Below are 23,259 nucleotides of genomic sequence, written 5' to 3' on the forward strand. Positions count from 1 at the left end.
GTTTACACCTGCCGTAAAGCGTTTAGTATGTCTTGCTTGCTCAATAAACCCACTAAGTTGCCCTCATCATCAACTACCGGTAAAGTACCTATCCTGTTTTTAGTCATTACGTCAGCAGCTATTGCCAGGTCTTCCGTAGGCTTAACCGTGATAGGGTTAGGAGTCATCACGTCACCAGCTATAGGGAGTGAGTATATGCGCACAACGCTCTCAAACCCCCGGCCACTAATGCCTCGTTTCTTGACGAACTTAACTCTACTAACGCTTAGTAGCCCCTCAATATTTAAGAACATCACATCAGACTTAGTTATTACACCAATAGGCTTCCCCTTATCTACCACAACTACTTTGCCGACACCGCTCTCACTCATTAAATCTATGACGTAGAATATGGAGTGAGATAATGAGGCTGTCGGCGGATTTCTATTCATGAAATCTCCTACTTTATATATCCCATGATATTTTTCAGCGTATGCCCTCACGAGATCAGCCTTAGTTACTATGCCTATTAGCTTCTGGTCCTTATCTAGAACTAAGAGAGAGCCTATGTTTCTTTTAACCATGATCTGCGCTACTGCCTTAATAGTCCTATTATCTCTAACTGCTAAGACAGGCGTCGTAGCGATTTCATAAGCAAATAACATTTCAAGAGGTTTTATGTATTTCTTGCGGTTGTAAAGAATCCTCACAAAGTCGCTTTTACTTATTATTCCGTATATGGTCTCTCCATCTTCTTCCGTTATGACTACTTTACCTATCTTATGTCTAATCATCAGGTTCCTAATGTGAGCTAGATTATCATTCTTTTTAGCCGTTATTACTGGAGTACTCATATACGACGTTACTCTAGGAGGCACCTAACTCACCACCAACCCATAAATAACATCTCTTTCAGTTATTATACCTACTACAACACCCCCTTCTACTACTAGGAGTGATGAGGTGGCTGTTCTCGATATTATAGAAGCAACCTCACCTAAGTCTGTATAAGGGCTCACTACATCAACACTCGTACTCATCACGTCAGAAACTCTTAAGGACTTAAATTCTCTTAATAAGCCGTACCTAAGTATCTCGTAGATTTTGTGCGTACCTATTAAGTCTATAATGTCTTTCCAAGTCAACATACCCTTAAGCTTGTCGTCGTCTATGACAGGCAATCTCCTAACCCCTAATGATACCATCATCCACATAGCCTCCTCTAAGGACGTGCTAGAATTAGTTGAGAGAACTTCTCTGGTCATGACCTTATGAACTGGTATTCCTACATACTTGACGGAGAGGTACTTCATTATCTCAAGCTCTGTCAGTACTCCTACGTAGGAACCGTCTTCTTTAGTTACGGGTACTGCACCCAGTCCGTAGTTAACCATCAACTCGAGCACTTTATAGAGAGGTGTGTTAACATCAACGTAAACCGGCTTCTCGTTCATTATCCTCCCCACACTCAAGTTAAGGACCTCATGTATTGTTTCAAAACCCGAGACGCTCACCAAGCCGTGTTTAGACCCGCCCCCGAGATAGTCTATCATATCCATAGCCGTGACAACGCCGACTACGTTCCCCTTACCTGAGATAACAGCTATTAAGCGCGTGTTGTGAGAGCTCATCAGCTCGCAAGCCCTGAGAACTGTGGCTAGCGTGTTGATTGGTGGCACATCTCTCCTCATCAAAGGACTTAACTCAGGCTCTCTAGAGAATAGCCTGTCTTTGAAGTTTGGCCTACCATCACTTCTTAACCACCTGTTCTTCTCACGTAACCTGCGAGGCGTGTACGCTTTAATCAGGTTTATCACCTCCTAAATAACACTTACATAAGTCACTCCTATCTACTATGCCTACTAGAGAATTAGAGTCGTTAACTATAGGTATTCTGCCGAAGTCATTTCTAACCATTAAGTTGAGAGCGTCACGAACCCTGTTATATGGCTTTAGGGTTATTGCGGGGGTAGTCATAGCTTCCTTAACGCGAGGACCTAGTCTAGGCCCTGACTCAGACTCTAGCTCTATCCTAGTATAGCCCTTCCTAAGTAAGTCGTGCTGTGTTATTATACCAACCACTACTAAGTCTTTCTCTCTAACTACTGGGAAGCCAGCATACTTAAAAGTTATCATTTTTCTCCAGACTCTGCTAACGTAGTCTTCTGGGACGACATACTCAACTTTGGTAGTCATGATTTCGGAAATCTGCTTTTCATGTACTTTAATGTCCCTCACCAGCATCGCGCGTAAGAAGGAATCAATCGATAAAACCCCTAAATACTTCCCAGTATTCTCATTGATTACGGGCACGTACCACTCGTCGAACTCGAGCATAATCTTAAAAGCTTTAAGCGCGTCTTCCCCGGTCTTAAAGACGAGAAGAGGGTTCTCCATAACTTGCGAGACCGCTATATCAGACTTAGTAGAAGATATGCTTAGTACATGCTCCCTACGCAGAATGCCTTCAAGAAAGTCACCCTCCTTAACTACTGGGAGTAGCCTGAGGCTTAAGTCACGCATAATTGCTCTAGCTCGCGTGAGCGGAGTCTCAGAAGATATTTTAGGATAATTAAATTGAGCAAATGATCTAACTTTCAAACTCACACCAAGTAAGTATATGTATCACAGAGTAATATATCTTCATACTGAAAATTCTTAATACTTTGTTAATGCATTAAACAAAACATATCAACTCGGCCTTTAATTTACCACAATTTTTTCAGTGATAGTTGAGGAGCCCGGTATATACCTAGTTATATCGTCTACTCTGAGGTCTCTCACTAAGTATTTGGTTCCCCGTAATAACTCAATAAATTCTTTTGCTATGATTTCTGGCTTGGTCTCGCCAGGCTCTAAAGTTATTAATGCTTGACATCTACTCTTTAAGAGTTCGGGAGGTCCAGAAACTAGTTCGTAATACTTGTCGTCACGGATTTGGATACCTAATGAGATTTTCAGCTTGACGTTTTTGATGTAGTTTTTCTTGCCGTATATCATGAAAGAGCCTTTAGGTAAGTACTGACCTGCTGGCGCGGCTGTACTTACTTGCGAACCATATACCCAGAAAACATCTATTGTCTGTAACTTCTCTCTCCAAGCTTTGCTGTAGGAAGCTGCTAAAACGGCTACGTCACTTAAGTCTTCCTCAGGCACTTCACGACCTTCAGTAAACACTAGAAATACTGGAGCTCCGTGCAAGTCTGCGTGCATGAATATGTCTTTATCTTTCATGAATTTCCGAACAATTTTCTCGTTTTGCCCTGCGTCTCTCCCGCCTATAGCGAGGAAGCCGTTTCTCGTAACTACCCAGTGATACGCGTGATACCACTGGAAAGATCTCGACACAGGAATTCTCTCTGACTTCTTTTTAATTATAGAGTCTATCACGCGCAATCTTTCTTCGAGACTCTTAAGAACTTCCTCAGTCCTTCTGATCTTGTCTTCTAAATTCCTCAACTTCTTTACTAAATCGAAATATTGTGACTTGAAATCTTTGAGTATACTAAAAACAAGTGTCTTTTCATGAAGGACTACTTCGTAAGTCCCGGAGGCTTTATCATATCTCGTGACGCCACATGAGGTTACTGATTCCCACCCACTCTTCTTGACCTTACTCAACACACAAGCCCAAATACTCTCTAGGAAATCATAGTTTTCCTGAATCAACTTAATAAACTCAGCCAGATCTTCCCGAGTTTTAAGCATCTTATCATAATCTTCTCTGACCTTACTCAACATGACGCTAGTCTTGTCTCTCTCTTCAATTTCTTCAACAGACTCAGCAACCCCACTCTTGAGAGATTGAAAGAACTCGTCTACAGCCTCGTTAAAAAACCTGAAAGAAGTTGTTTTACATGAGCTCTCAAGTCTCCTAGGCTGGAACGGGTGAAACGAAACATAATGGTCGTCACACACGACTATAACGGGCTCAGGCTTCCCCACGACTTTCTCTATGAAAGCTTTGATTAAGTCGTGGACACTCGTTAATTCTTCATCGCTTAACATAGAAGGGGGAGTCTTCCTAAGCGATTCGTCTAGAACTTCGTTAATGATTTCCGGAGGTACTCCAAAGACCTTGACCAGAGCCCTTCCTACTTCTCTCTCCACACGTAATAATCTAAGAAACTCTTCTCTACTAACTCTTCTTATATCTGGGAAAACTGGGGGGAAAACGTAGGGGACTCCCGGCCTGACGCTCCTGTCTTTAGTATCAAGATCTTTAGTACTAACTAGAACTCTACCTTCGGAATTGACTACAGCTATTATGCCACGTGGTAGTAACTCAGCTATTAATTTCAGACTCTCACGCCCTCTAACCTCGAATATTATTATCCTCTCAAACATGTGTTGAGCAATACCTGAAATAATTCCCTCTCTTAAGTAACGCCTGAAAAGCGGTACCCTACCAGCTGATTCGCCTACGCCAGGATGCGTAGTTAGAGATACTCTAGCACCCCCCTCAATAATGAGGTGTGCATGTTTCCCTTCACTGAGAACTAACTTAAGAAGTAAGGAATTATCACCTACTCGAAAAACATTATCTATTCTAGAATTAACTATCAACTCACTTAACTCCTTAACTATTACTGCGACATCAAGAGAACTTAAGGACTTCTTAACCTTCACGTGTTCTGAGCTCATTCTCAAAACACCTTAACTATTCTAAAGCAATTAGTCATGACTTAATAACGCATAAGACCTCTCTCTGACTTAATGAGGTAGTAGACTCGCACAATTCAAAGTCGTGCTCCAAAACTGCGCGAAAGTCAGAACACAATACAGTATAACAGAGTAAGCCGTTATTTCTTAGTAAGTTCTTAAAGTCGAGAATTACTTCTTTCAGGGGATCTCTACAAGTTAATACAGTAATAGAGAGAACAGTATCCGCTACCCCACCTCTAAAGGGAAGCCTGAAAATATCTCCCGCTACCACGTCCCCCAGTAGCCCCGCACGGTTTATCCGCTTCCTGCTCATAAAACACATTGAGGGACTTAAGTCTAGGCCTACATAGTAAGAAAATGCAGTGCTGGAAACCCCACTACACAAGAACTTGATCAAGCTACTCGTGCCGCAACCTAAGTCGAGAATTACTTGATTTTTACGCGTTAAGTGACTTCTCAGTGATAGTTCTTTAAAGACTCGAATATATTTGCGGGACTGTTCCTCCCCGTAAAGCTCCTCATACCCATTGCTAAGTTCCTCATACCAGTTTAATACGTCAAGGCCATCCTCGCGAGTTTCTACAAGTGATTCTCTCACTAGCTAATTCCCTCTCTTAAGACTTAAAACACACTCCTCTCCTGGTTAGTCGCGATGACTCTCTCACGTAGTCTTTAGGTAGTATCTCCACAGGTCTCTATATTTAGATACCTTAGAGTCGTTCCTTAACATCGCGAGTTGCTGACTACTCAGCTTAAGTGAGACTAAGTATGTTCTCTCACCTTCTCGAGACATGGTGGCTCTTATCCCCTCCCTAATACTAACTAACCCTATCTCACCCAACTTGCTAACAGCTCTCTTAACTTCGTCTTCTGAGGCCGGTGCCCCACCTAAAGCTTCAACAAACACTCTATACTCGCTCATCAACTCACTCAACCACAAAGAGCCCATACAAACGTAGAGAACTCTGAGGACGTCAGCCATTACACTTTCAAGACCCTCAGTAGCTTTAAGTAGTTCCTCCATTAGCTACCACCACAAAATCGAGCCGAAACCGTGAGCAACTACTACCCCCTCCTCACGCCCAAAATAACTTATACTTCCGAATTAATATTCTTGAGTAACGAGATTATAGAAGTCTGGGAACTTGTTTCAGGAAGCCTTACTAACTATGTATAAAGACCTAAACTTATCTACTACTCTTATCTCTCCTCTCATACTCAACTCTCTTATGAGTTTTCTAGCGAGTGTCATCTTAATGCTTAATGCGGTAGCTAGCTGATGTGTAGTTACTACGTCAGAAGATTTTATTGTAGATAGTGCTCTACTTAAAAGAGATTCGTCGATCTCAGCAAGTCCGGCAGACGAAGATTTCTCCTTTTTCTCAGGCTTCTTAACTTCTTTAACCTCTTCTCTTTTCTGAGCTTTCTCGGCAGCAGATATAGTCTTCTTCTTTTTACCTCCGCCCAAACTACTCCCCCACTGTCTTTATGTCTAGACTAAATAAAAACTTAGCTCGATGAGAACAAGCACTTTCAGAGCGTGACTGTCAAGAGCTACATTCAGGGGGCGCTAGGGTGAAGTTTTAATAAATAGATTACGTTAACTGAATTAGTGTGGGGGTGTTGCTTGGATAAGAATGCTGTGTGGTCTAAGTTAGTTTTAGAGATTTCTGGCTGTAGGAAGTGTAGACTAGCGGAGAGCAGGACTAAGACTGTTCCTGGAGAGGGCTCTCTAAATGCTAGAGTAATGTTTGTAGGTGAAGCTCCCGGAAGAAATGAAGATGAAGCAGGAAGACCATTTGTTGGTGCTGCGGGGAAGCTCCTTAATGAGCTCTTACAGAGCAATAATTTGAGGAGAGAAGAAGTTTTCATAACTAACGTCGTAAAATGCAGGCCCCCCGAGAATAGAGACCCCCTAGAAGACGAGATACTTAGCTGCTCACATTTCACGAACTCAATAATTCAGCTGATTCAACCGAGTATCATAGTCACTCTAGGCAATCACGCGGGCAGGTACGTCATCGAGACCTTGGGCGGGACTAAGTGGTATGGGGTCTCTAAGATGAGGGGTAACGTATATAAAGCCACCCTATTCGGGAGAGAGACTCTAGTTATACCGACGTACCACCCGGCAGCAGCTCTCTACAACCCTGCCCCTAGGAAAGCTCTTGAAGAAGATTTTAAGCTAGTAGCCGCAAAGTACAGGGAGTTAACGCAGGGTGAGACAAGAATTAAAGAACGTAGAAAAACTCTCTTAGACTTCATAAGGTGATTTTGTTGGGCGAGACTTCTAAACTCAATAATGAGGAACTAAAGAATTACGTGAGGAAGAAGATAGAGGAGTTAAGAAGTGAGCTCCAGTATCTCGAGGAGTTACTGAAGATTCTTGAAGGAGAAAGAAGTGTTGAGGCGTCAGTACTTCAGGCAACTAGGGTTGACGTGATAGCGGTGGGTGACAGCGTCGTAGCTAACGTTATAGTTTCTCAGGAAGGTCTTAGAGTAATACTTACGGAGGCTCTGCCAGCTAATCACCCACTCATAACGTCATTCCTCACAAGGATTCTTGAAGAGCAACGAGAGAGGGGGGTTGTTGAAACCTACAAAATAAATGAGAAGAGAGGTTATGTCTATGATATAGAAATTAAGGGCAAGATAAATAACTTAGTGTACAGGGAAATTGAAGCAGCAATCTCTTACGTGTGGTCTAGCCTTCGAGAGAAGAGCACTACATAACTCTTGCGTGCTCAGCGTAACACTGATAAGGCATCAATACCTTCTTGCCGGGTTCTCATCATCAGTTAGTAAGTATGTATTGAGGTTATTAAGTATGAAAGTATCTACCAGCACCAGTAAGTGATTTATTTAAGCTTAGTAAAGTATTGTGATTTGGGTGTGAAGTAACGGAGTTTAGGTTAGTTGTTGAAGCTCTAGACAAAATAGAGAAAACCTCATCTAGGAACATGAAGACCACCTTACTTGCTAATCTGCTTAGGTCTACTCCTAAAGAAGTCATAGATAAAGTCGTCTACTTCATACTAGGCAGGATATGGCCTGAGTGGATGGGGATGCCAGAGATAGGAGTCGATGAAGAGTTGCTAGTCAAGATCATATCTAAAGCAACAGGAGTCAGAGAAGCAGTGATTGACCAGAAGCTCAGAGAGCGAGGAGACCCTGGACTAGTGATTGAAGATATAAAGAGGGGCGAGAAAACAACAACGCGAGATTTAACTAAATTCATGGGTAGGGGCGTGGGTTCAGACACTTTAAGCGTGGAGAGAGTATATGATGTTTTCTCTAAGGTAGCTCTAGCTACTGGTGAGGGTAGCAGGGCACTCAAAATAAACCTGCTGGTTGGCTTGTTTAAAGAAGCCTCACCGCTTGAAGCCAGATATATAGCAAGATTCGTGACGGGCGACATGAGAACAGGGATTCAAGACATGACAGTCATTGATGCATTAGCTATAGTATTCGGTGGTGACGAAAGGTATGAGAAGATGATAGAGAAAGCATACTATGTTAGGGCAGGTGATTTAGGACTGATAGCTAAGATGCTGGCCGAGCATGGGATAAAAGCCGTGGAAGATATTAAACCTGAGGTAGGGATCCCCATAAAACCCATGCTAGCTAACAGGGAGAACGACCCTAAAGAAATACTAAGGCAAGTTGGCGGCAAGGCCATAGTAGAGTATAAGTATGATGGTGAGAGAGGACAGATACACAAGAAAGGAGAAGTAATTAAAATATTCTCAAGAAACCTAGAAAACATTACGCACCAATACCCAGACGTAGTAGAACTAGCTAAGTCAAACATACTCAGTAGTGAGGCAATAGTTGAGGGGGAGATTGTCGCGGTAGACCCGGAGACAGGGTTCCTCATGCCATTCCAAGAATTAATGCATAGGAAAAGAAAACACGAAATTCATGAAGCTGTTAAGGGAATTCCAGTAAGTGTTTTCTTGTTTGATGTTATGTATAATGAAGGTGAAGACCTCCTAGATAAGCCACTACCCTACAGAAGAGAAGTCTTAAAGAAAATAATTAAAGAAACAGATAACTTCAGGATAGCCCACAGTATAGTTACTGAAGACCCCCAAGAACTTGAGGACTTCTTCCTTAAAGCTATTGAAGACGGTGCCGAGGGAGTCATGGTTAAAGCAACACACAGCAACTCGATATATCAGGCTGGCGCTAGAGGGTGGTTATGGGTAAAGTATAAGCGTGACTACAAGAGTGAAATGATTGACACAGTAGATTTAGTAGTTATAGGAGCTTTTGCTGGAAGAGGTAAGAGGAGCGGCAGGTTTGGAGCGTTACTCATGGGCGCCTACGATGAAGATACAGACACCTTTAAGAGTGTCTGCAAAGTCGGCACCGGATTCACAGATAAAGACCTTGAAGAAATGACTGAGATGCTGAAACCCTACGTAGTCAACTATAAGCCCTCTAACGTAGACTCAGAGATGACCCCGGATGTGTGGATACTACCTCATTACGTAGCTGAGATAATAGGAGCTGAACTCACGCTGTCCCCGGCACACACGTGTTGTAAAGACTTAATAAAGAAAGGAGCTGGGATCTCAATAAGATTCCCCAGATTTATTAGGTGGCGCTCAGACAAGACACCAAGAGAAGCCACGACTACTAAAGAAATACTAGAGATGTATAAGAAGCAATTAAAGAAAATAGAAGAGACAAAAATTTAACACTACTCATCACCTATAAATCTTGGAATGAAGAATGTGGCGGACTCTGAAAGGTGAGGACTTAGGAGCCCTCTGACCACCTACACAACCTGCTTACTAGAAGATGTCTCGCGCAGTTGTTTCAGGTTTCATGAAGGTTTATAGAGTTTAGTATGCACGCATTCGCCACGGGTACACCGGAATATGGGAGTTCCTCACGGCAGTGAGCCCGGTGAGAGGATTGTAGGTTAGGGTCGCCCCAAACAGGTGGAGACCGATAATAAGGTCTCCGATGAGGGGGGCCGAGGTCTGTGAAGCCAGGGGTTGACAACAAACAACATCAACCAACATGAAACCCAGAGCCCTTCAAATAACTACATAAAGTTAACTCAAACAAATTAAAATCCTTATTAAGACTTACCTAGATCAAGTAATTATAGAGGGGGCTAGAATGTCTTCAAAGGTCCGGATGTTGTTAGGGACTGGCGTAGTACTGGGTTACAGATTCAGTAATAGAGAACAGAACCCTAATCAAGTATTCATAAAGATTCTTTCAACGATACTTAAGAGCCCACATAATTTAGTGGGTGCTAAGGTGTTAGTGAAAGACAGACATGGAAATGTGTATCATGGTAGGGTAATCAGGGTTCACGGGAGCGGAAAGAACAAGGTAGTTATAGCTAGGTTTAACAACAACTTACCCGGACAAGTAATAGGTTCTAGTGTAGATATATTCAGACTTAGAAGCTCTTGAGGAGAAGTTAGTTTAAATGCTTTGTAAGATATAATGCGTATGTGGCTGTCATGAGATTCGTTGCGGACACTATGTTAGGGAACCTAGCTCGTTGGCTGAGGATACTCGGTTATGATACTCTCTACTCTAGCTCTTTCGAGGACTGGAGACTCCTGCGTATCGCGGAAGAAGAAGAGAGAATCCTTCTCACTAGAGACGAATCACTTTTCAGGAGAGCTAAAACAAGAGGCTTAAGCGCTGTTCTAATTACGTCTGACGATATTGCTGAGATGCTCGCGTATGTAGCTACTAAGACCGGCATAGAACTTTCTTTTAATCCTTCAAGGACTAGATGTCCTGAGTGTAACACGTTGTTAATGAAGATAAGTAGGGCTGAAGCACTCTCCCTGCTAGAAAATAACGTAGCCACTAAATACGAAGATTTCTGGAGATGCGGAAGATGCGGTAAGATTTACTGGCAAGGCAATCACTGGAAAACTATTAGCTTAATACTTGAGAAAGCAAGCAAATTAATAAAACTTTAACCAATTTAGAATTAGGTTGAGCGTATGTGTAGTTCATACGTTGACCCAGAAGACCTAACACTAGAAGAAGGAACTTTCTTAGTAAGGCTTGCTAGGAGAGCTGTTGAGAACTACATCATTAGAAACGTAGTTATTGAGTTGCCTGAAGACACCCCTCAAAAATTGAGGGGTATGGGCGCATCATTCGTAACGTTACTTAAGATTAGCGGGGCTGAATCACATGAGTTGAGGGGATGCATAGGCTACGTAAAACCTGTCGAGCCTCTGGCACTGAACGTGATTCACGCAGCTATTGCAGCTGCTACAGAAGACCCTAGATTCCCACCTCTAGAACCTAGAGAATTAACAGAAGTAATTTTTGAAGTCTCCGTGCTTTCTAAGATGATAGAGATTTCAAGAAACCCTAAGAAAAGACCGAGTGAGTTTTTAATAGGTAGAGACGGCTTAATGGTGGAGTACGGCTTTTACAGTGGTCTGCTACTTCCTGAAGTTCCCGTAGAGTATTGCTGGGATAACGAGACATTCTTAGCTGAAACTTGTTTTAAGGCTGGGTTAAGCCCTGATTGCTGGCTAAACGAGAGAGTTAAAGTTTTCAGGTTTAGTGCGAGGACCTTTAAGGAGGTAAGGCCTGGCGGGGACGTAATTATTAGGGATTTCATTAAAGAATACTCGACTAATTGTGGACAAAGCGTTGTGAAGCTTCGGTGATAATCTTGCGCGTTAAGTTGATCGCGTGGACTGGAGGGTATTTAGAAGATCTGAGGAGACTCATAGTGTTGGCAGTAAAGACTTCAGCTGGTAAGTTAGGGCTGAAGGAGGCTGAGTATTACTTGAAGGAGTACAAAGAAGAAAACGTAGGAAAGCACGTTATGGAGTCATTTAAGTACCCTTCAGTTTTGGAACACGTTGTTTTCACTTTCCTTATCGAGGGAATTTCTAGAGTAGCTTCTCATCAGTTAGTTAGACACAGAATAGCATCGTACACTCAGGAAAGCCAGAGATACTCAGCTGTTGAGAGAGATTACGTTGTTCCGGCTTCCGTAATTAAGGCGGGTTTTGAGGAGGAGTTTAGGAAGCTTATGGAGGAGGCCTACAGACTCTATGACGAAATGATTAGTGCTGGCGTACCTTATGAGGACGCCAGATATGTGGTGCCTCAAGCTGTTACGACGAGGTTACTAATGACTGTTAACTTGAGAGAACTTATACACATAGCTTGTCTGAGACTCTCACCACACGCTCAATGGGAATTAAGAGAGTTGGTTAGGTTAATGATTGAAGAGGCTAAGAAAGTTGTGCCTGAATTGCCTTATCTTTTGCAGAACATGTGTGAAGAGCCTTAAGTATGAGGTCATAGTGAGTTTTTCTAGTACCTGATACAATAGTCACTTGTGTTCTTTGACGAGATCTATTAATTCCCTCAAATCTTTAATTATGTGCCGCGGTTTAACAGTTGAGCTTCTGCATTCACTCCTGCATATAAGTACTGAGATAGCGCCTATCAAATTAGCAGGTATGATATCATACTCCGTATCACCTACAATAAAGGATTCATGAGGTCTCACATCGATCCTGTTAAGCGCTTCTATAAACATATCTGGTTCTGGTTTGCCCCTACTAACTATGTCGCTACCCACGAATGAATCAAAGAAATCCATGATGTTTTTTGCCTTAAGTACCGCTACTATAGTTTCTAAATTAGTTGAGGAAGCCACTGCTAATCTCAACCCGTAAACATATTTTAGTTCTTCTAGAACCTCAGGAACTTCAGGAAAAAGTTTTACCTCATTTACTCTAGCTAGGTAGATTTTCCTCTTGAGTTTAGCTAATCTTAACGCTTTGTTAAAGTCGCTCACTAAACTCTTAGCAATATCCTCAGCTGAGAGACCTACTAATCCCCTAACGTAAGCTTCACTTACTTCTACACCTAACTCACGACATGCCTCAACCCAAGTCAAAACATGCAGGTCTACTGTATCAACCAACGTGCCGTCTAAATCAAAGACAACTCCTCTTATCATTCTCTCCCCTAAACTTAATCTAGCTTAAATTATTAGCAATAATGTTACGCCACAATAGTCTTTAACTACTCTCAACTTCTAGCCCTTACCTCATTTTAACTAACTAAGTAACGCATTATGACTTCATAAGTAGTTATCCACATTATGAAGGAGACTGAATAAACTATAGAGACTCCTCTAGGTCTCCCTAACCCGCCCAACACTTTATGTACCGCTATGTATATCGGATAACACATGAAGTACGCGAGAACTAACACATAATCTGAGAATACGCTAGCTTGCGGCACAACAACTCTCATTACATAAGAGAGTATCCCTAAGAATACCCCGAAAGAGAAGCCGTAGGTGAATGCTCTCCCAAACCACGACTTGAGGAACTCCATTCAGACACCACTTAAACACTTCTCTAATTCACACATTATACTCAACAACCTTCTTATTAAGTTATCATCACATGAGATAACCTGCCTCAAATCGCTTACTGAGGCAACATGCTCTCCAGCACTAATTGGATACGCTCTAATCTTGAGCATGTGCTGAGTAATCAAGACCTCGAGTAGTAAGTTGATGTCCTCTACACGCTTACTGCATACGACCTTACCACCTATGGTGACGCAACTAGACACACAAGACTTAACTCTAGACAGCTCTCTACTTACGTTTTCCAAGACACGCAGTCTGTTAACGTACGTGCTTAAGCACCTGCATGAATTAATTAAGTCTCTCGCGTTTTTCAGAAATTTAACTACGTTATCAGCGAATTCGTCATCACAGGGCCGGCCTCGAAACCTCAACCTAACAAAATTTGATGTTGTGTCAGAATATGTTATATCGCCTCTAAGCTCCTTAACGAGTTTGAGGAACCCTATTAAGTCTCTACTCACAACAATCATGAACTCGTTAGTGATTAAACTCATCTTTTACTTACTCACCCGCCTGCTCGCGGTCCACAAGCTTAGAATTTAGGTAGAGTAACTCCTCTCTGACCTTGGTACCTGCCTCGATAAGGTCTTAAGACCGGGTTGAGAGTTTTTGAGAATATCACGTGTGCGAATCTCTGACCTCTATACAACTTGACTGGAAAGACAGAACCGTGAACTTCTAAAGTCACGTTTCCTTCAAAACCCGCGTCTATTATCGTTGGAGGTATTGAGAGTCCTAGCCTAGCGAACGAAGACCTGAGTTCAACAAAGCCCATTATGTCATTAGGTAATCTAACGTATTCTAGCGTAGTTAAGAGAATCTTCTCATTCGGATAAATCACGAATTCGTCCCCGCTTAAGATTTCATAAAACTCACTTACTTGCTCATCACCTACATTCCTAGTATCAAAAACCTTGTTCAGAGGTTTCAGCCTAGCTACTTCACCACCGATCCTTAAGTCTATACCATTTTCTCTAACTATCTCTTCATCGTAGGGCTCAATCACCAGCCTGCCTGACTTAAGATACCAGGTCAGGTCAAAATCTGAGAGTATCATCGCGTACACCAAATAAGAGATGAAATTAAAGAGAATTTAAAGCATAAGTCTTAAAGAATCCACTTAATTATTTGATCCTAGCTACCTCTATTAAATGATTAGGCCAGGGAGCTAGAGTGTACTTCTTAAGCCACTCTATATCTAGGCTCAGCTTCTTTAATTCTTCAATAACATTTTTAATTAAATCACTAGGTAACTTCCCGGAAGCTACAGCAGGACAGTCTAAGTCTAGGTAGATTACTTTTTCACCCGTCTTGAAATCATAATACAAGATCACTGGCCATAACCTGCAATCAAGAGGTCTCCTAACATATATTGAACACATGCCGGTGTCGTCTAAGTATGGGCACGATAAACCGTTTCTTGAACCTATAGCTCTTACGCTTCCGAGCTCAGTATCAATTGAGAAGCTACTGTTCTCAAAATCTTTTTCTTCTTCGGGAAGGAGGACCGCGTAAAAACGTTTACAGCAATTAATTCTGCAGTCAGAACACACGGAGCCGAAATTCACGAAAGCAAATCTTTCGGACAGCCTGCCCATACTGAGAGGCTCTACCCAATAACGTTATAGTTTTAACGCTACTTAAAAACACTTCAAATATTAGGTCTCTACCTACTCAGAATTAACAACAAAAAGTGATGAGAGTAGGGCACTGACCTCCTCCCCGCCCTGAAGTGCGAGGGTTTCGGGGAGGTTTAGAGCTACATTCTCGGCTTCTGCCGGGTTCAGCTCTGCGCCCGGTCTCAGGCGCTTCACCCCTACCCCGTGTAGAGCGGGGCTCAGGGATATGACTTCACAATACCTAAAGAATACAGAGCTTATAAACCTTACTACATCATCCCCGCCCTAAAGAACGAGGCTTTCGGGATTGTAAACCGCAAATAAGTAAACTCTTAAAGGAATTCTCATTTTTAAGGTGATGAAGCTAGGTTAAGGATTTCTCAAGCTATTTTCTTAGTAGTTCTCTCGGCTTTTTCTTTAAGTATATTAGAGTATTCATCAGCTACTTTATCTGCTACCTTCTCTAACTCAGAAGGTTCAAGACTTTCTAGAACCTTCTTTACAAATTTCAAAGCACATGCCTTACTATGAAAACTGTAGGTATTTCTTCCTAAGTTTATGATGACTCCCTGCCCCACACTGAACTTCCTCCCACACACAATACATACCAGCTTCTCACCCAAGGCAAAACACCTAAATAAGTACGAGACGCCTAACTAATAAGTTGTTGCCCTAATTCATATGACGTGTCATTTGAGGTTGTTATCACTAAGTTAGTTGACAGTACTTTCTAGAGATTATTTGAGCGACTTCTTCTTCCAGAAAATGCATCTTAGGTGATGTTATTACTAAAGTGTGGGGACCTTCGTGGTCGGGGAGTTCCGTAAGATCTTTAAGAGTTCCGAAACATATCCTCTGCTCACTCCCGCTAAGACCTGATACGGCAACGGCTTTCCTAGACTCGCTCAAGACTCCCTCTCTTCTCATACTCTCTAGTTGTAAGAGTATCTCTATAGCTTCCCTCACCTGCATTTTGACTCCTTTCTCAATATCTATTTCTGTGAGAAGCGGTGTGTGGAGATTTCTTAAGTCGTTATCTTTTATGACGTCATACGGATACTCAGATATGATGCCCGACTTAGGGTAAGTTAAGGTCACGACCTTGCCCATCTTGTATATCATAAGACCCGACATAGTTAGTGCGTTAGGTATTATACCTGGCGCAGGCACTACCTCAAAATCTATCCCTCTTCTACTAGCTTCGCTCAAGAGAGCTACGTGAGTAGTAGCGTCTAGGGGATTCCCGGGAACTACTAAGACTACCTTAAGACCTTCTAGAGCAGGCTTTATTATAGTCTCAAAATACTTTTCTTCAATATCTTTACGACTCAGAAATACTGCTTCTTTTCCTGTTTGAGTCGTTAAGAAGCTCCTTAAATCACCTAAAGTAATGCTAGTATAAGAATCTACGTAGACTATATCAGCTTCTAAGATTCTTTTAACACCTCTTAAAGTAATTAAGTCTACTGAGAGCCCTGCACCAACGAGAATGAGCTTTCCCCTCATGCCCCCACCTACTTAATCTAACGTTAGGTACATTTCAGAGTACGGGGTGGATTGACTGATTACTGCCTGATGAGATTATCGTGTAACCAAAATACCTCAATTCACTTACTTCAGTTCCTACTAAATCAGCTACTTTAGTCACGTAATCTACTAGTTTCTCGGCTTCACCAGCTAACCTAATTTTATAGAAGACTGAAATCCCGTCACTCTTTACGATTACTTCTCCACCAGACTTTATGAGTTCAGGGTAGTGTTTAGTGAAGAAACTCAATGCCTCAATATCTTTAGAGATAATGATCTCTACGCGCACCCACTCAATCAACTCAACCTCACTCAAATACGAGAAAATAACATTGACGTATGGTAATAACTGAGAATTAGTTACGAAAGATATCAGGACCTCTTTAAAACCACTAGATTCTAAGTCACTTAATATCCACTCCAAATCCTCGAAAGGTACTAAATCACCGATAAAATCAACCAGCTTCTCTAAGGAAAGCATAGAGATGTCGTTCCCCGCCTACTACTCACGAGTATGTGTTTAGCACAGCTCGCGTTTCTTCCTCAGAGAAATCAAACACTACTAACTCTCTTAAGACCTGGTCTACGCGCCTTAACTATTATCCTGAAACCACAGTAAGGGCATCTGAGAAACGTGTAACCTTCTCTCTCTTCAGCTTTAATAAAGCTTTCTAGACCTTCTTCGAACGTGAATTCCTTACCACACTTCCAACATCTGTAAACTATGTTTCTTAACTCACTCAATATTGTTACCCTCCTTTACCTCAACTATAGATAGCTTAAGACGTATTTAAGCACTTCATGACTGGGAGTTAAGCACAAGCACGATAACAAACTAATGAAAACCTTCGTCAAGATATGTTTCACCTAATTGAACCTAAGAGTATGAGAACCGGTAAGAAGCAATATTGACTGCGTGGTCAACTATTCTCTCAATATGTCTTAGTATTAGGGCTTTAGCTACTGCAGAGTTAGGTAGAGTCTCTTTACCCCCTATTTCTCGAAGGTAGCTCATGTATAGTTCATCTATTATGTCATCTATCTCTTGAACACGTTCTAAACACTTCTTGCACTCGTTAAATAGTGCTTGGTAGGCGTTCTCGTACGCTTCGCGAGCTAGTTTTAACGGGTCTCTTAACTCTCTCAGAGACTCGTCGCTCAACTTCTTCACGTGTTTATCAACTAGCATTATCTCCCTACAGTACCTACCCACCCTGTACACGTCATACAGTACGTCTAGAAATGTGTGGATCTTTCTAAAGTCTTTACCTAGTGGTTGGTACCTGATAGTGTAGGCGAGTATAATTTCTGAGACTTCTCTTTTTAGTATGTCTAGCAAAGCTACGTCTTCCTCTATCTTCAGACCGAGTTCATTACGAGTCGCGTCATCTTTAACGTTCGCTAAGCTCACTGTGTTAGCAAATACTCTCATAGATATCACGTACACGTCTCTCAACCTATTTTCTAATCCTAGTAGGTCTTTCGAGCGCGAATTACTCACGACTATATAACACCCCTCAAGAAATTATTCGTTATCTCGCTTCTTGGATTCATGAAGACTTCCTTGGCGGGACCCTCCTCAACTATTACGCCCCCGTAAAGGAGGGCTACATGATCAGCTACTCTCGCAGCTTGATGAGGCATGTGCGTCACCATGACTATCGTTAAGTCTTCCTTTAGTTCCCTCAGCGATTCCTCAATCTTAAACGTGTTAGAGGGGTCTATGTTTGCTGTCGGCTCATCAAGTAAAAGTATTTCAGGTTTAGCGGCTAGAGCTCTAGCTAAGCAGAGCCTCTGTCTTTGGCCACCGCTCAGCGTGTGCGGGTAATCTCTAAGTCTGTTCTTTACCTCATCCCATAACATGACCTTCTCTAAAGCCCACTTAACTATCTCATTAAGTTCTTGCTTACTTCTAGCGATGCCGTTGAGTCTGGCTGGGAGAGCTACGTTGTCGTATATGGTCATGTGCGGGAACGGGTTAGGCTCTTGAGAAACCAGCACTACTTTCCTTCTTAGTTCGTAGGGGTCTACTGTGAAGATGTCGCGTCCTAACACGAACACCGAGCCCTCTACTCGAATGCCGTCCATGAAGTCAGTCAACCTATTCAGAGTTCTCAGTAGGGTTGACTTGCCTGAACCGCTAGGCCCCATAATCACTGAGATGGTGTTCTTACGTATTTTCATGTCTATACTGCGCAATATCTCAACGCCCTTAATGCTTACCTTAAGGTTTTTTATCTCTACAGCATAAGCGCTCATAACTTAACACCTCTAAGTAGGCTCCTTGATACGAGGAAGAGAACTAAGTAGATAATTATTAAGAGTAGGGTAGCCCCCCAAGCAACCTTGTGAAAGATCTCGTAAGGTGAGAGAGCATACACGAATATAAGAATTGGTAGAGCATTGCTTGGTTGCAGAAGACCCGCGAATACGGAGTTCATTAGGAAACCTATAGTGAATAACAAAGGTGCAGTATCTCCGAACGCTCTCACGTAAGATACCAGGATTCCTGTAAGTATATATCTTCTAGAGACACCCACGTAAACATATCTCAAGGCCTTGAGCCTGTTCATACCTAACGACATAGCAGCCTCACGTATGGTTTCAGGCACCGACCTTAGAGCAGACGTTAGGTATACGTAAGCGTAAGGTAGAGTAACTATAGATAACGCGATAGACCCTGCGAGGAGGGATTGCGTGCCCATCCTTACGACGACTGCTGAGTAGACAAACATAGAAACTATGATTGAGGGTATGCCCGAGAAAGACCTTATGAATACCTCAGAAGACTTGCTGAAGATCGTGTTAGGAAACTCAGTCACTAGGAAAGCTATAAAGAAAGCTACAGGAACTGAAATGACTATTGCTAAGAGAGTTGCTAGGAAAGACCCTACGAGAGCAGGAGCTATACCACCTACCCTAGTGCTCAGTGGTGTCGGGGGCAAGTCAGTAATGAAGCTTAATCCAGCTTCAAGTAGTGTTCTACCCCCTCTACTCACAGCTGTGTAAAATATCGAGAATAGCGGGGTTACTGCGGTAATTGAAATAAAAATCATTAGGAGTTGCATTAAGTAGCTCTTATATTTTCTTAAAGCTTGTCTTCTAGACATGTATCTTACTCCTCCAATCATACATCTTCTTGATCCCGACGTAGCTAGCTCCCAAACTAATCAAGAGTAGTAGGAGTCCCCCAGCGAATAATGTCGGCATAGCGTAAGTGTAGAGTCTAGCACTCTCGAACTGACTAGCAATTAAGGAAGGTATTGTGTGCGTCGAGTCGAATAGGCATAAGGTAAGTTTCATTGCATTCCCTACGGTCAGAGCTACTATAGTCGTCTCGCCTAAGGCTCTACTAAGGCTCAACAGGAGAGACGCTATCACGTAAGGTTTTAGGAGACCGTACAGTAGCTTAAAAGTCTCGTATTTAGTAGCTCCTAAGCAGATTATTCCTTCCTTGTACTTAACAGGTATCATGTTGTATCCTTCTATAAGGAGTGCCGTGACGTACGGAGTTGAAGCAATAGCTAGAACTAGACTAGCAGTCAGTATAGAGTAGCCTGATACAGGCTTACAAGAAAATATAGGTATGAATCCCAGATGATCATATAAAGGCTGCATAATGAAATCTCTCAGGTAGGGAGCTAGTACCGTGGAGCCCCATAAACCATACACTACTGTGGGCAGACCCCCCATAATCTCCACAATACTTCGTAGGAAATCCCGTAAACGCTTATGAAGTATCTCAGTAATAGTAAACGTGAGAGTTACTGATAACGGGAAAGTAATTAAAGTGGCTAGCACGGAAACATATAGGGAACCGACAACAGGAGCTAACAAACCATATTTCTCTAGCTCGGGATCATCTGCCGGTCTCCACACAGTAGAAGATAGTAAGTCCACGCCAAAACGGATGAGAGAAGGTGCTGACTGATAAGTAATGAAGAGACTCATCACTATGAAAAGACCTAAGACACTAACTACCAGCGGGATGAAAGCATAAAAAACTAGTTTGTCTGATTTAGATAAAATAGTTACTATCCTTGATCACCTGATTAAGACTCGCCTACTGAGAGTAAATCTAGGGCTTTCAGATTTATACTTCTAACTTCTTCAGGTATTGGTAGATAGCCAGGCACCATATGTTCTTGTCCTTCAGTATTGATCCACCTAATAAATTCCCTCAAGGCTTCTACAACCACCTTATCAGGGTAAGCCTTGTAAACGAATATATACGAGAACGACACTATCGGGTACGAGTCTTCTCCGGGCGGATTAAGCATTTGCAACAATACGTCACTCCAGTCGTCTAATGGTGACTGAGGCAGGCGCGTCGCGGAACTCCTCACAGCGTTGAGTACTGTTTGACTTGTTGGCTTGACGCACACTCCCTCCGAGTTCCTTACTGCAGCTACGCGTAGCCTCTGCGTTACGGCATAGCTTAACTCAACATAGCCTATTGAATACGGTGTTGTCTTAACTACCTGCGTCACTCCCTCATTCCCTTTCCCTCCAACGCCTCTACCTGTAGCGTCAACAGGCCAATCAATAGAAAACCCAACTAACTCACTAACCCATATCTCTGGTGATGCCTTGTTTAAGTATGTAGTGAATACTGCCGTAGTGCCGCTAGAATCAGATCTGTGAACAGCTACTATCTCTTTATGAGGTAATACCTCCCTCAAGTCTGGATTGAGATTCAAGATCCTCTCGTCATCCCAGTACGTTATATCACCCTTATAGATCAAAGCTATAACGTGACTACTCAAACAAATACTCTTGTTATCAGGTATCTCAGGGATGTTGTACGTGATCGCGACAGAACCTACTACTACAGGCAGTTGCAGAACTTTTCCTGAGTACTGCTCATACAGCTTCCTAGAGAGAGGTGGGTCGCTTCCAGCAAAATGAACAACCTTATTGAAGAACATATCTCTGCCAGCACCGCTACCAACACTTTGGTACTCTACTCTCAGACCTTTAGTCTCGGCGAGAATTCGCGACCACTCAATCATCTGAGGTGCCAGGAAGGAAGCACCAGCACCTGAGATAGTAACGCTACCCCAAGAAGGAGTCGTAGTCGGGCTTGTAGCGGTAGTGCCTGTCTGCAAGAGATTAAGTGCTTGGAGGTAAATGAGCACCGAGATCGCCGAAGCTACTAAAGCTATTATCAATAAGACGAGAATCTTGTTAATTGCTCTAGTACTATTACTCATGTGTCATCACCAAGCCATGATCCATGTTTACTTTTATATTCTTTAGGAATAGAAAATATAATGAATATAAAAAACATATTAAAATATATTTGCTTTAATAGAATATATAGGAGGTCCTAAATGAGATATAGAAGGAGAGTACAGGTCGTCGGGGGGTCTACCTACATAGTTTCTCTACCTAAAGAGTGGGCCAAGAGCTTGAACCTGCAACACGGTACTGAGTTAGTACTTGAAGTAATGCCTGACTCAACACTCAAGGTATACTTGAGTGATGAGGCACGTCCTGAAGCACTACTGGAAGAAGAACTCAAGTTCGACAAGAGTTCTGTAGAGTTATTTTTCATTAAGTTAATAGCGTCTTACGTGGTGGGGTATGATAAGATAATCATTACATGTGTTGACTGTTCTTCCACAGAGCTAGAGGAGCTAGTCAGGCAGATAATTGAGAGGACTATAGGCTTAGAAGTCATCGAGAAAGACAAGAATACCGTAGAGCTACAATGCTTAGCCAACATCTCTACGCTCACACTCTCAGAAGTAGTTAAGAACATCGTTAGACTCACGCTGAAATCCTTCGCAGACCTTGAGAAAGCCGTGAAGAAGGGAGAAGCTAGAGACTCTCGTGAAATCATAGCTAGAGACAGCCTTATAGACAAGCTCTACTTGTATGGCTTAAGACAATTAAATCAGGTATTACTCGGTAGAGTCAATTATGCTACAGTAGGATTAAAGACCATGACTCAAGCAATATATCTAGCAATGATGCTTAAATTCTTGGAGAGAATAGCTGACCACTTATCTAGCCTAGCCGAAGACACAGCTAAGCTAATAGAGAGTGAGGTAGGTACGCCTAGCAAGTTGATTACCTACGTTGAGGCGTTGCAAGCCAAGTATACTCAGATAGCTAACTACCTAGTAGTAGAGCATGGAGCTAGAGAAGAAGACTTGCGTTTCCTCGGTGAGCTAGTTAAGGAACTAAGAGTGCTTGAATCTGGCGTGGCTAGCGACACCATCATATCTAAGCACGGGGGTGAGCATTTAGTGAGGATATCTGCTTACTTGAGAGACCTCATAGAGTTGCTGGCTGATATGCATGAACTAGCCAAACTAGTCTCAAGTTCAGCCTAGAAAACCTGATGACCAACTCAATTTCTTGGTGCTAAGGATTTGTAATTAATCACCTTAAAACAACTAAGACGTTAAGGAGGCTCACGCTCAACGGTCTTAGACTAATTTCTGAATTCCTAGTAATTCTCTAAGTTTGTTCAATCTTTTTTTACCTTCAATTAATGATTCATTGGCTACTCTTACTATCTCTTCTGCTTCACTTTCTTTTAGTAGCGTGTGTTGACTTATCTTAAGCAAGTGTGTGAGTCGAATTCCTGTCTTGAGTTCTACGATTATGCCCTTTTCTTTATTTATAGACAGTATTCCAGAATGTTTCATGCCAGACTCTCTCGCTATTGTGAGTAATTTTCGTGCAGACCGCATGTTTAGCGCTGACGCATGTATTATTGGTCCTGTTACAACTAGCCATAATCTCCTGAGTGTAGGTGTGTTGAGAACTTCAAGGAGTTCTTCTAGCTTTATTGGCTGATGTTTCTTAAAGACTATGGACGAATCCTTCCTCTCCCAAGGTAGGTTTCCGTCTATGAATGTGATTCTACCACTACAAGAACTTATTGTGTATATATCTTCGAACTCAAAAAGTTTTCTGAGAATATCTAATATGTCCTCGTCTAAGTAACCTATTTCTAAGTCTTCTATGAGTCGCTTCCTCAACTTCTCTTTACGTGCTCTCCACTTTTCAGGGTCTACGAAGGGCAGCCCAGCACACCAAGTAGAAATTATT

The 23,259-nt window shown here is 42.3% G+C and carries 30 protein-coding genes and 1 pseudogene; 8 read left to right on the forward strand and 23 right to left on the reverse strand.

Annotated elements, in window-relative coordinates; all coding sequences use genetic code 11:
• Window positions 1–2: 2 nt before the first annotated feature.
• From QXL29_01215 to QXL29_01245, 7 genes are all read right to left on the reverse strand, one after another.
• The gene (locus QXL29_01215; protein ID MEM2283208.1) at window positions 3–857 is read right to left on the reverse strand and encodes a CBS domain-containing protein; all 855 of its coding nucleotides are present in this window, start codon (window positions 855–857) and stop codon (window positions 3–5) included.
• On the reverse strand, window positions 858–1,796 hold the full coding sequence (locus QXL29_01220) for a CBS domain-containing protein (protein ID MEM2283209.1): 939 nt from the start codon (window positions 1,794–1,796) through the stop codon (window positions 858–860).
• Window positions 1,780–2,580 carry a CBS domain-containing protein gene (locus tag QXL29_01225; protein ID MEM2283210.1) on the reverse strand — a complete coding sequence of 267 codons (801 nt, stop codon included), beginning with the start codon at window positions 2,578–2,580 and terminating at the stop codon, window positions 1,780–1,782. The genes QXL29_01220 and QXL29_01225 overlap by 17 nt, the downstream gene beginning before the upstream one ends.
• 102 nt (window positions 2,581–2,682) lie before the next feature.
• On the reverse strand, window positions 2,683–4,623 hold the full coding sequence (gene rqcH / locus QXL29_01230) for a ribosome rescue protein RqcH (GenBank protein ID MEM2283211.1): 1,941 nt from the start codon (window positions 4,621–4,623) through the stop codon (window positions 2,683–2,685).
• Between the two features lie 34 nt (window positions 4,624–4,657).
• Window positions 4,658–5,242, reverse strand: coding sequence for a class I SAM-dependent methyltransferase (locus QXL29_01235; GenBank protein MEM2283212.1), 585 nt, complete (start codon window positions 5,240–5,242; stop codon window positions 4,658–4,660).
• A gap of 63 nt (window positions 5,243–5,305) precedes the next feature.
• A complete protein-coding gene (locus tag QXL29_01240) occupies window positions 5,306–5,668 on the reverse strand; it encodes a hypothetical protein (GenBank protein ID MEM2283213.1) in 363 nt (120 codons plus the stop codon).
• Between the two features lie 126 nt (window positions 5,669–5,794).
• Complete coding sequence (locus QXL29_01245) at window positions 5,795–6,112, reverse strand: hypothetical protein (protein MEM2283214.1); 318 nt, start codon at window positions 6,110–6,112, stop codon at window positions 5,795–5,797.
• Between the two features lie 159 nt (window positions 6,113–6,271).
• Between QXL29_01245 and udg the strand changes: the two genes are divergently transcribed.
• The 7 genes and pseudogenes from udg (at window position 6,272) to thyX (ending at window position 11,947) form a co-directional block, all read left to right on the forward strand.
• Complete coding sequence (udg, locus tag QXL29_01250) at window positions 6,272–6,916, forward strand: type-4 uracil-DNA glycosylase (protein MEM2283215.1); 645 nt, start codon at window positions 6,272–6,274, stop codon at window positions 6,914–6,916.
• Window positions 6,917–6,921: 5 nt separating this feature from the next.
• Window positions 6,922–7,377: a hypothetical protein gene (locus tag QXL29_01255; protein ID MEM2283216.1), complete on the forward strand. Its 456-nt coding sequence runs from the start codon at window positions 6,922–6,924 to the stop codon at window positions 7,375–7,377.
• A 182-nt stretch (window positions 7,378–7,559) separates the two neighbouring features.
• A pseudogene (locus QXL29_01260) lies at window positions 7,560–9,347 on the forward strand (ATP-dependent DNA ligase).
• Window positions 9,348–9,777: 430 nt separating this feature from the next.
• On the forward strand, window positions 9,778–10,080 hold the full coding sequence (locus tag QXL29_01265; protein MEM2283217.1) for a 50S ribosomal protein L35ae: 303 nt from the start codon (window positions 9,778–9,780) through the stop codon (window positions 10,078–10,080).
• A gap of 50 nt (window positions 10,081–10,130) precedes the next feature.
• Window positions 10,131–10,604, forward strand: a complete 474-nt coding sequence (locus QXL29_01270) for a Mut7-C RNAse domain-containing protein (GenBank protein MEM2283218.1) — start codon at window positions 10,131–10,133, stop codon at window positions 10,602–10,604.
• A gap of 24 nt (window positions 10,605–10,628) precedes the next feature.
• A complete protein-coding gene (locus QXL29_01275) occupies window positions 10,629–11,312 on the forward strand; it encodes a TIGR00296 family protein (protein ID MEM2283219.1) in 684 nt (227 codons plus the stop codon).
• A 5-nt stretch (window positions 11,313–11,317) separates the two neighbouring features.
• Complete coding sequence (thyX, locus tag QXL29_01280) at window positions 11,318–11,947, forward strand: FAD-dependent thymidylate synthase (protein ID MEM2283220.1); 630 nt, start codon at window positions 11,318–11,320, stop codon at window positions 11,945–11,947.
• 42 nt (window positions 11,948–11,989) lie between these two features.
• On the opposite strand, the gene QXL29_01285 is transcribed toward thyX, so the two are convergent.
• The 15 genes from QXL29_01285 to pstS form a co-directional block, all read right to left on the reverse strand.
• Window positions 11,990–12,625 (reverse strand): HAD family phosphatase, encoded by a 636-nt coding sequence (locus QXL29_01285; GenBank protein MEM2283221.1) that lies wholly within the window; start codon window positions 12,623–12,625, stop codon window positions 11,990–11,992.
• Between the two features lie 95 nt (window positions 12,626–12,720).
• Window positions 12,721–13,008 carry a hypothetical protein gene (locus QXL29_01290; protein ID MEM2283222.1) on the reverse strand — a complete coding sequence of 96 codons (288 nt, stop codon included), beginning with the start codon at window positions 13,006–13,008 and terminating at the stop codon, window positions 12,721–12,723.
• Window positions 13,009–13,542 (reverse strand): hypothetical protein, encoded by a 534-nt coding sequence (locus QXL29_01295; protein ID MEM2283223.1) that lies wholly within the window; start codon window positions 13,540–13,542, stop codon window positions 13,009–13,011.
• A gap of 38 nt (window positions 13,543–13,580) precedes the next feature.
• The gene (gene dcd / locus QXL29_01300; protein ID MEM2283224.1) at window positions 13,581–14,105 is read right to left on the reverse strand and encodes a dCTP deaminase; all 525 of its coding nucleotides are present in this window, start codon (window positions 14,103–14,105) and stop codon (window positions 13,581–13,583) included.
• A 67-nt stretch (window positions 14,106–14,172) separates the two neighbouring features.
• Window positions 14,173–14,646, reverse strand: coding sequence for a YkgJ family cysteine cluster protein (locus QXL29_01305; GenBank protein MEM2283225.1), 474 nt, complete (start codon window positions 14,644–14,646; stop codon window positions 14,173–14,175).
• A gap of 72 nt (window positions 14,647–14,718) precedes the next feature.
• Window positions 14,719–14,862: a hypothetical protein gene (locus QXL29_01310; protein ID MEM2283226.1), complete on the reverse strand. Its 144-nt coding sequence runs from the start codon at window positions 14,860–14,862 to the stop codon at window positions 14,719–14,721.
• A 185-nt stretch (window positions 14,863–15,047) separates the two neighbouring features.
• Entirely contained in the window at window positions 15,048–15,290 is a 243-nt protein-coding gene (locus QXL29_01315) for a hypothetical protein (protein ID MEM2283227.1), read from the reverse strand.
• An 85-nt stretch (window positions 15,291–15,375) separates the two neighbouring features.
• Entirely contained in the window at window positions 15,376–16,173 is a 798-nt protein-coding gene (dph5, locus tag QXL29_01320; protein ID MEM2283228.1) for a diphthine synthase, read from the reverse strand.
• A 34-nt stretch (window positions 16,174–16,207) separates the two neighbouring features.
• Window positions 16,208–16,675, reverse strand: coding sequence for a hypothetical protein (locus QXL29_01325; protein ID MEM2283229.1), 468 nt, complete (start codon window positions 16,673–16,675; stop codon window positions 16,208–16,210).
• Between the two features lie 71 nt (window positions 16,676–16,746).
• A complete protein-coding gene (locus QXL29_01330; GenBank protein MEM2283230.1) occupies window positions 16,747–16,938 on the reverse strand; it encodes a hypothetical protein in 192 nt (63 codons plus the stop codon).
• Between the two features lie 133 nt (window positions 16,939–17,071).
• Window positions 17,072–17,695 carry a phosphate uptake regulator PhoU gene (locus QXL29_01335; protein MEM2283231.1) on the reverse strand — a complete coding sequence of 208 codons (624 nt, stop codon included), beginning with the start codon at window positions 17,693–17,695 and terminating at the stop codon, window positions 17,072–17,074.
• A gap of 2 nt (window positions 17,696–17,697) precedes the next feature.
• On the reverse strand, window positions 17,698–18,453 hold the full coding sequence (locus QXL29_01340) for a phosphate ABC transporter ATP-binding protein (GenBank protein ID MEM2283232.1): 756 nt from the start codon (window positions 18,451–18,453) through the stop codon (window positions 17,698–17,700).
• Window positions 18,450–19,304, reverse strand: a complete 855-nt coding sequence (locus tag QXL29_01345) for an ABC transporter permease subunit (GenBank protein MEM2283233.1) — start codon at window positions 19,302–19,304, stop codon at window positions 18,450–18,452. Before QXL29_01345 ends, QXL29_01340 begins: the two co-directional genes overlap by 4 nt.
• Window positions 19,297–20,232, reverse strand: coding sequence for a phosphate ABC transporter permease subunit PstC (pstC, locus tag QXL29_01350; protein ID MEM2283234.1), 936 nt, complete (start codon window positions 20,230–20,232; stop codon window positions 19,297–19,299). Before pstC ends, QXL29_01345 begins: the two co-directional genes overlap by 8 nt.
• A gap of 14 nt (window positions 20,233–20,246) precedes the next feature.
• A complete protein-coding gene (gene pstS, locus QXL29_01355) occupies window positions 20,247–21,407 on the reverse strand; it encodes a phosphate ABC transporter substrate-binding protein PstS (protein ID MEM2283235.1) in 1,161 nt (386 codons plus the stop codon).
• 120 nt (window positions 21,408–21,527) lie between these two features.
• On the opposite strand from pstS, the gene QXL29_01360 reads away from it, so the two are divergent.
• A complete protein-coding gene (locus QXL29_01360) occupies window positions 21,528–22,535 on the forward strand; it encodes a phosphate uptake regulator PhoU (GenBank protein MEM2283236.1) in 1,008 nt (335 codons plus the stop codon).
• A 96-nt stretch (window positions 22,536–22,631) separates the two neighbouring features.
• Here QXL29_01360 and QXL29_01365 read toward each other — a convergent pair whose 3' ends face one another.
• Complete coding sequence (locus QXL29_01365; GenBank protein ID MEM2283237.1) at window positions 22,632–23,258, reverse strand: hypothetical protein; 627 nt, start codon at window positions 23,256–23,258, stop codon at window positions 22,632–22,634.
• Between the last annotated feature and the right edge of the window lies 1 nt (window position 23,259).

Origin of the sequence: Zestosphaera sp., assembly GCA_038843015.1 — an archaeon.
Taxonomy (GTDB): domain Archaea; phylum Thermoproteota; class Thermoprotei_A; order Sulfolobales; family NBVN01; genus Zestomicrobium.

What these genes read in the sequence shown, in the direction of transcription:
- rqcH (MEM2283211.1), bottom strand. Translation starts at nt 4,623, where the DNA reads ATGAGCTCAGAACACGTGAAGGTTAAGAAGTCCTTAAGTTCTCTTGAT.
- QXL29_01240 (MEM2283213.1), bottom strand. Translation starts at nt 5,668, where the DNA reads ATGGAGGAACTACTTAAAGCTACTGAGGGTCTTGAAAGTGTAATGGCT.
- QXL29_01265 (MEM2283217.1), top strand. Translation starts at nt 9,778, where the DNA reads ATGTCTTCAAAGGTCCGGATGTTGTTAGGGACTGGCGTAGTACTGGGT.
- QXL29_01270 (MEM2283218.1), top strand. Translation starts at nt 10,131, where the DNA reads ATGAGATTCGTTGCGGACACTATGTTAGGGAACCTAGCTCGTTGGCTG.
- QXL29_01275 (MEM2283219.1), top strand. Translation starts at nt 10,629, where the DNA reads ATGTGTAGTTCATACGTTGACCCAGAAGACCTAACACTAGAAGAAGGA.
- QXL29_01285 (MEM2283221.1), bottom strand. Translation starts at nt 12,625, where the DNA reads ATGATAAGAGGAGTTGTCTTTGATTTAGACGGCACGTTGGTTGATACA.
- QXL29_01290 (MEM2283222.1), bottom strand. Translation starts at nt 13,008, where the DNA reads ATGGAGTTCCTCAAGTCGTGGTTTGGGAGAGCATTCACCTACGGCTTC.
- QXL29_01295 (MEM2283223.1), bottom strand. Translation starts at nt 13,542, where the DNA reads ATGAGTTTAATCACTAACGAGTTCATGATTGTTGTGAGTAGAGACTTA.
- dcd (MEM2283224.1), bottom strand. Translation starts at nt 14,105, where the DNA reads ATGATACTCTCAGATTTTGACCTGACCTGGTATCTTAAGTCAGGCAGG.
- QXL29_01305 (MEM2283225.1), bottom strand. Translation starts at nt 14,646, where the DNA reads ATGGGCAGGCTGTCCGAAAGATTTGCTTTCGTGAATTTCGGCTCCGTG.
- dph5 (MEM2283228.1), bottom strand. Translation starts at nt 16,173, where the DNA reads ATGAGGGGAAAGCTCATTCTCGTTGGTGCAGGGCTCTCAGTAGACTTA.
- QXL29_01325 (MEM2283229.1), bottom strand. Translation starts at nt 16,675, where the DNA reads ATGCTTTCCTTAGAGAAGCTGGTTGATTTTATCGGTGATTTAGTACCT.
- QXL29_01340 (MEM2283232.1), bottom strand. Translation starts at nt 18,453, where the DNA reads ATGAGCGCTTATGCTGTAGAGATAAAAAACCTTAAGGTAAGCATTAAG.
- QXL29_01345 (MEM2283233.1), bottom strand. Translation starts at nt 19,304, where the DNA reads ATGTCTAGAAGACAAGCTTTAAGAAAATATAAGAGCTACTTAATGCAA.
- pstS (MEM2283235.1), bottom strand. Translation starts at nt 21,407, where the DNA reads ATGAGTAATAGTACTAGAGCAATTAACAAGATTCTCGTCTTATTGATA.
- QXL29_01360 (MEM2283236.1), top strand. Translation starts at nt 21,528, where the DNA reads ATGAGATATAGAAGGAGAGTACAGGTCGTCGGGGGGTCTACCTACATA.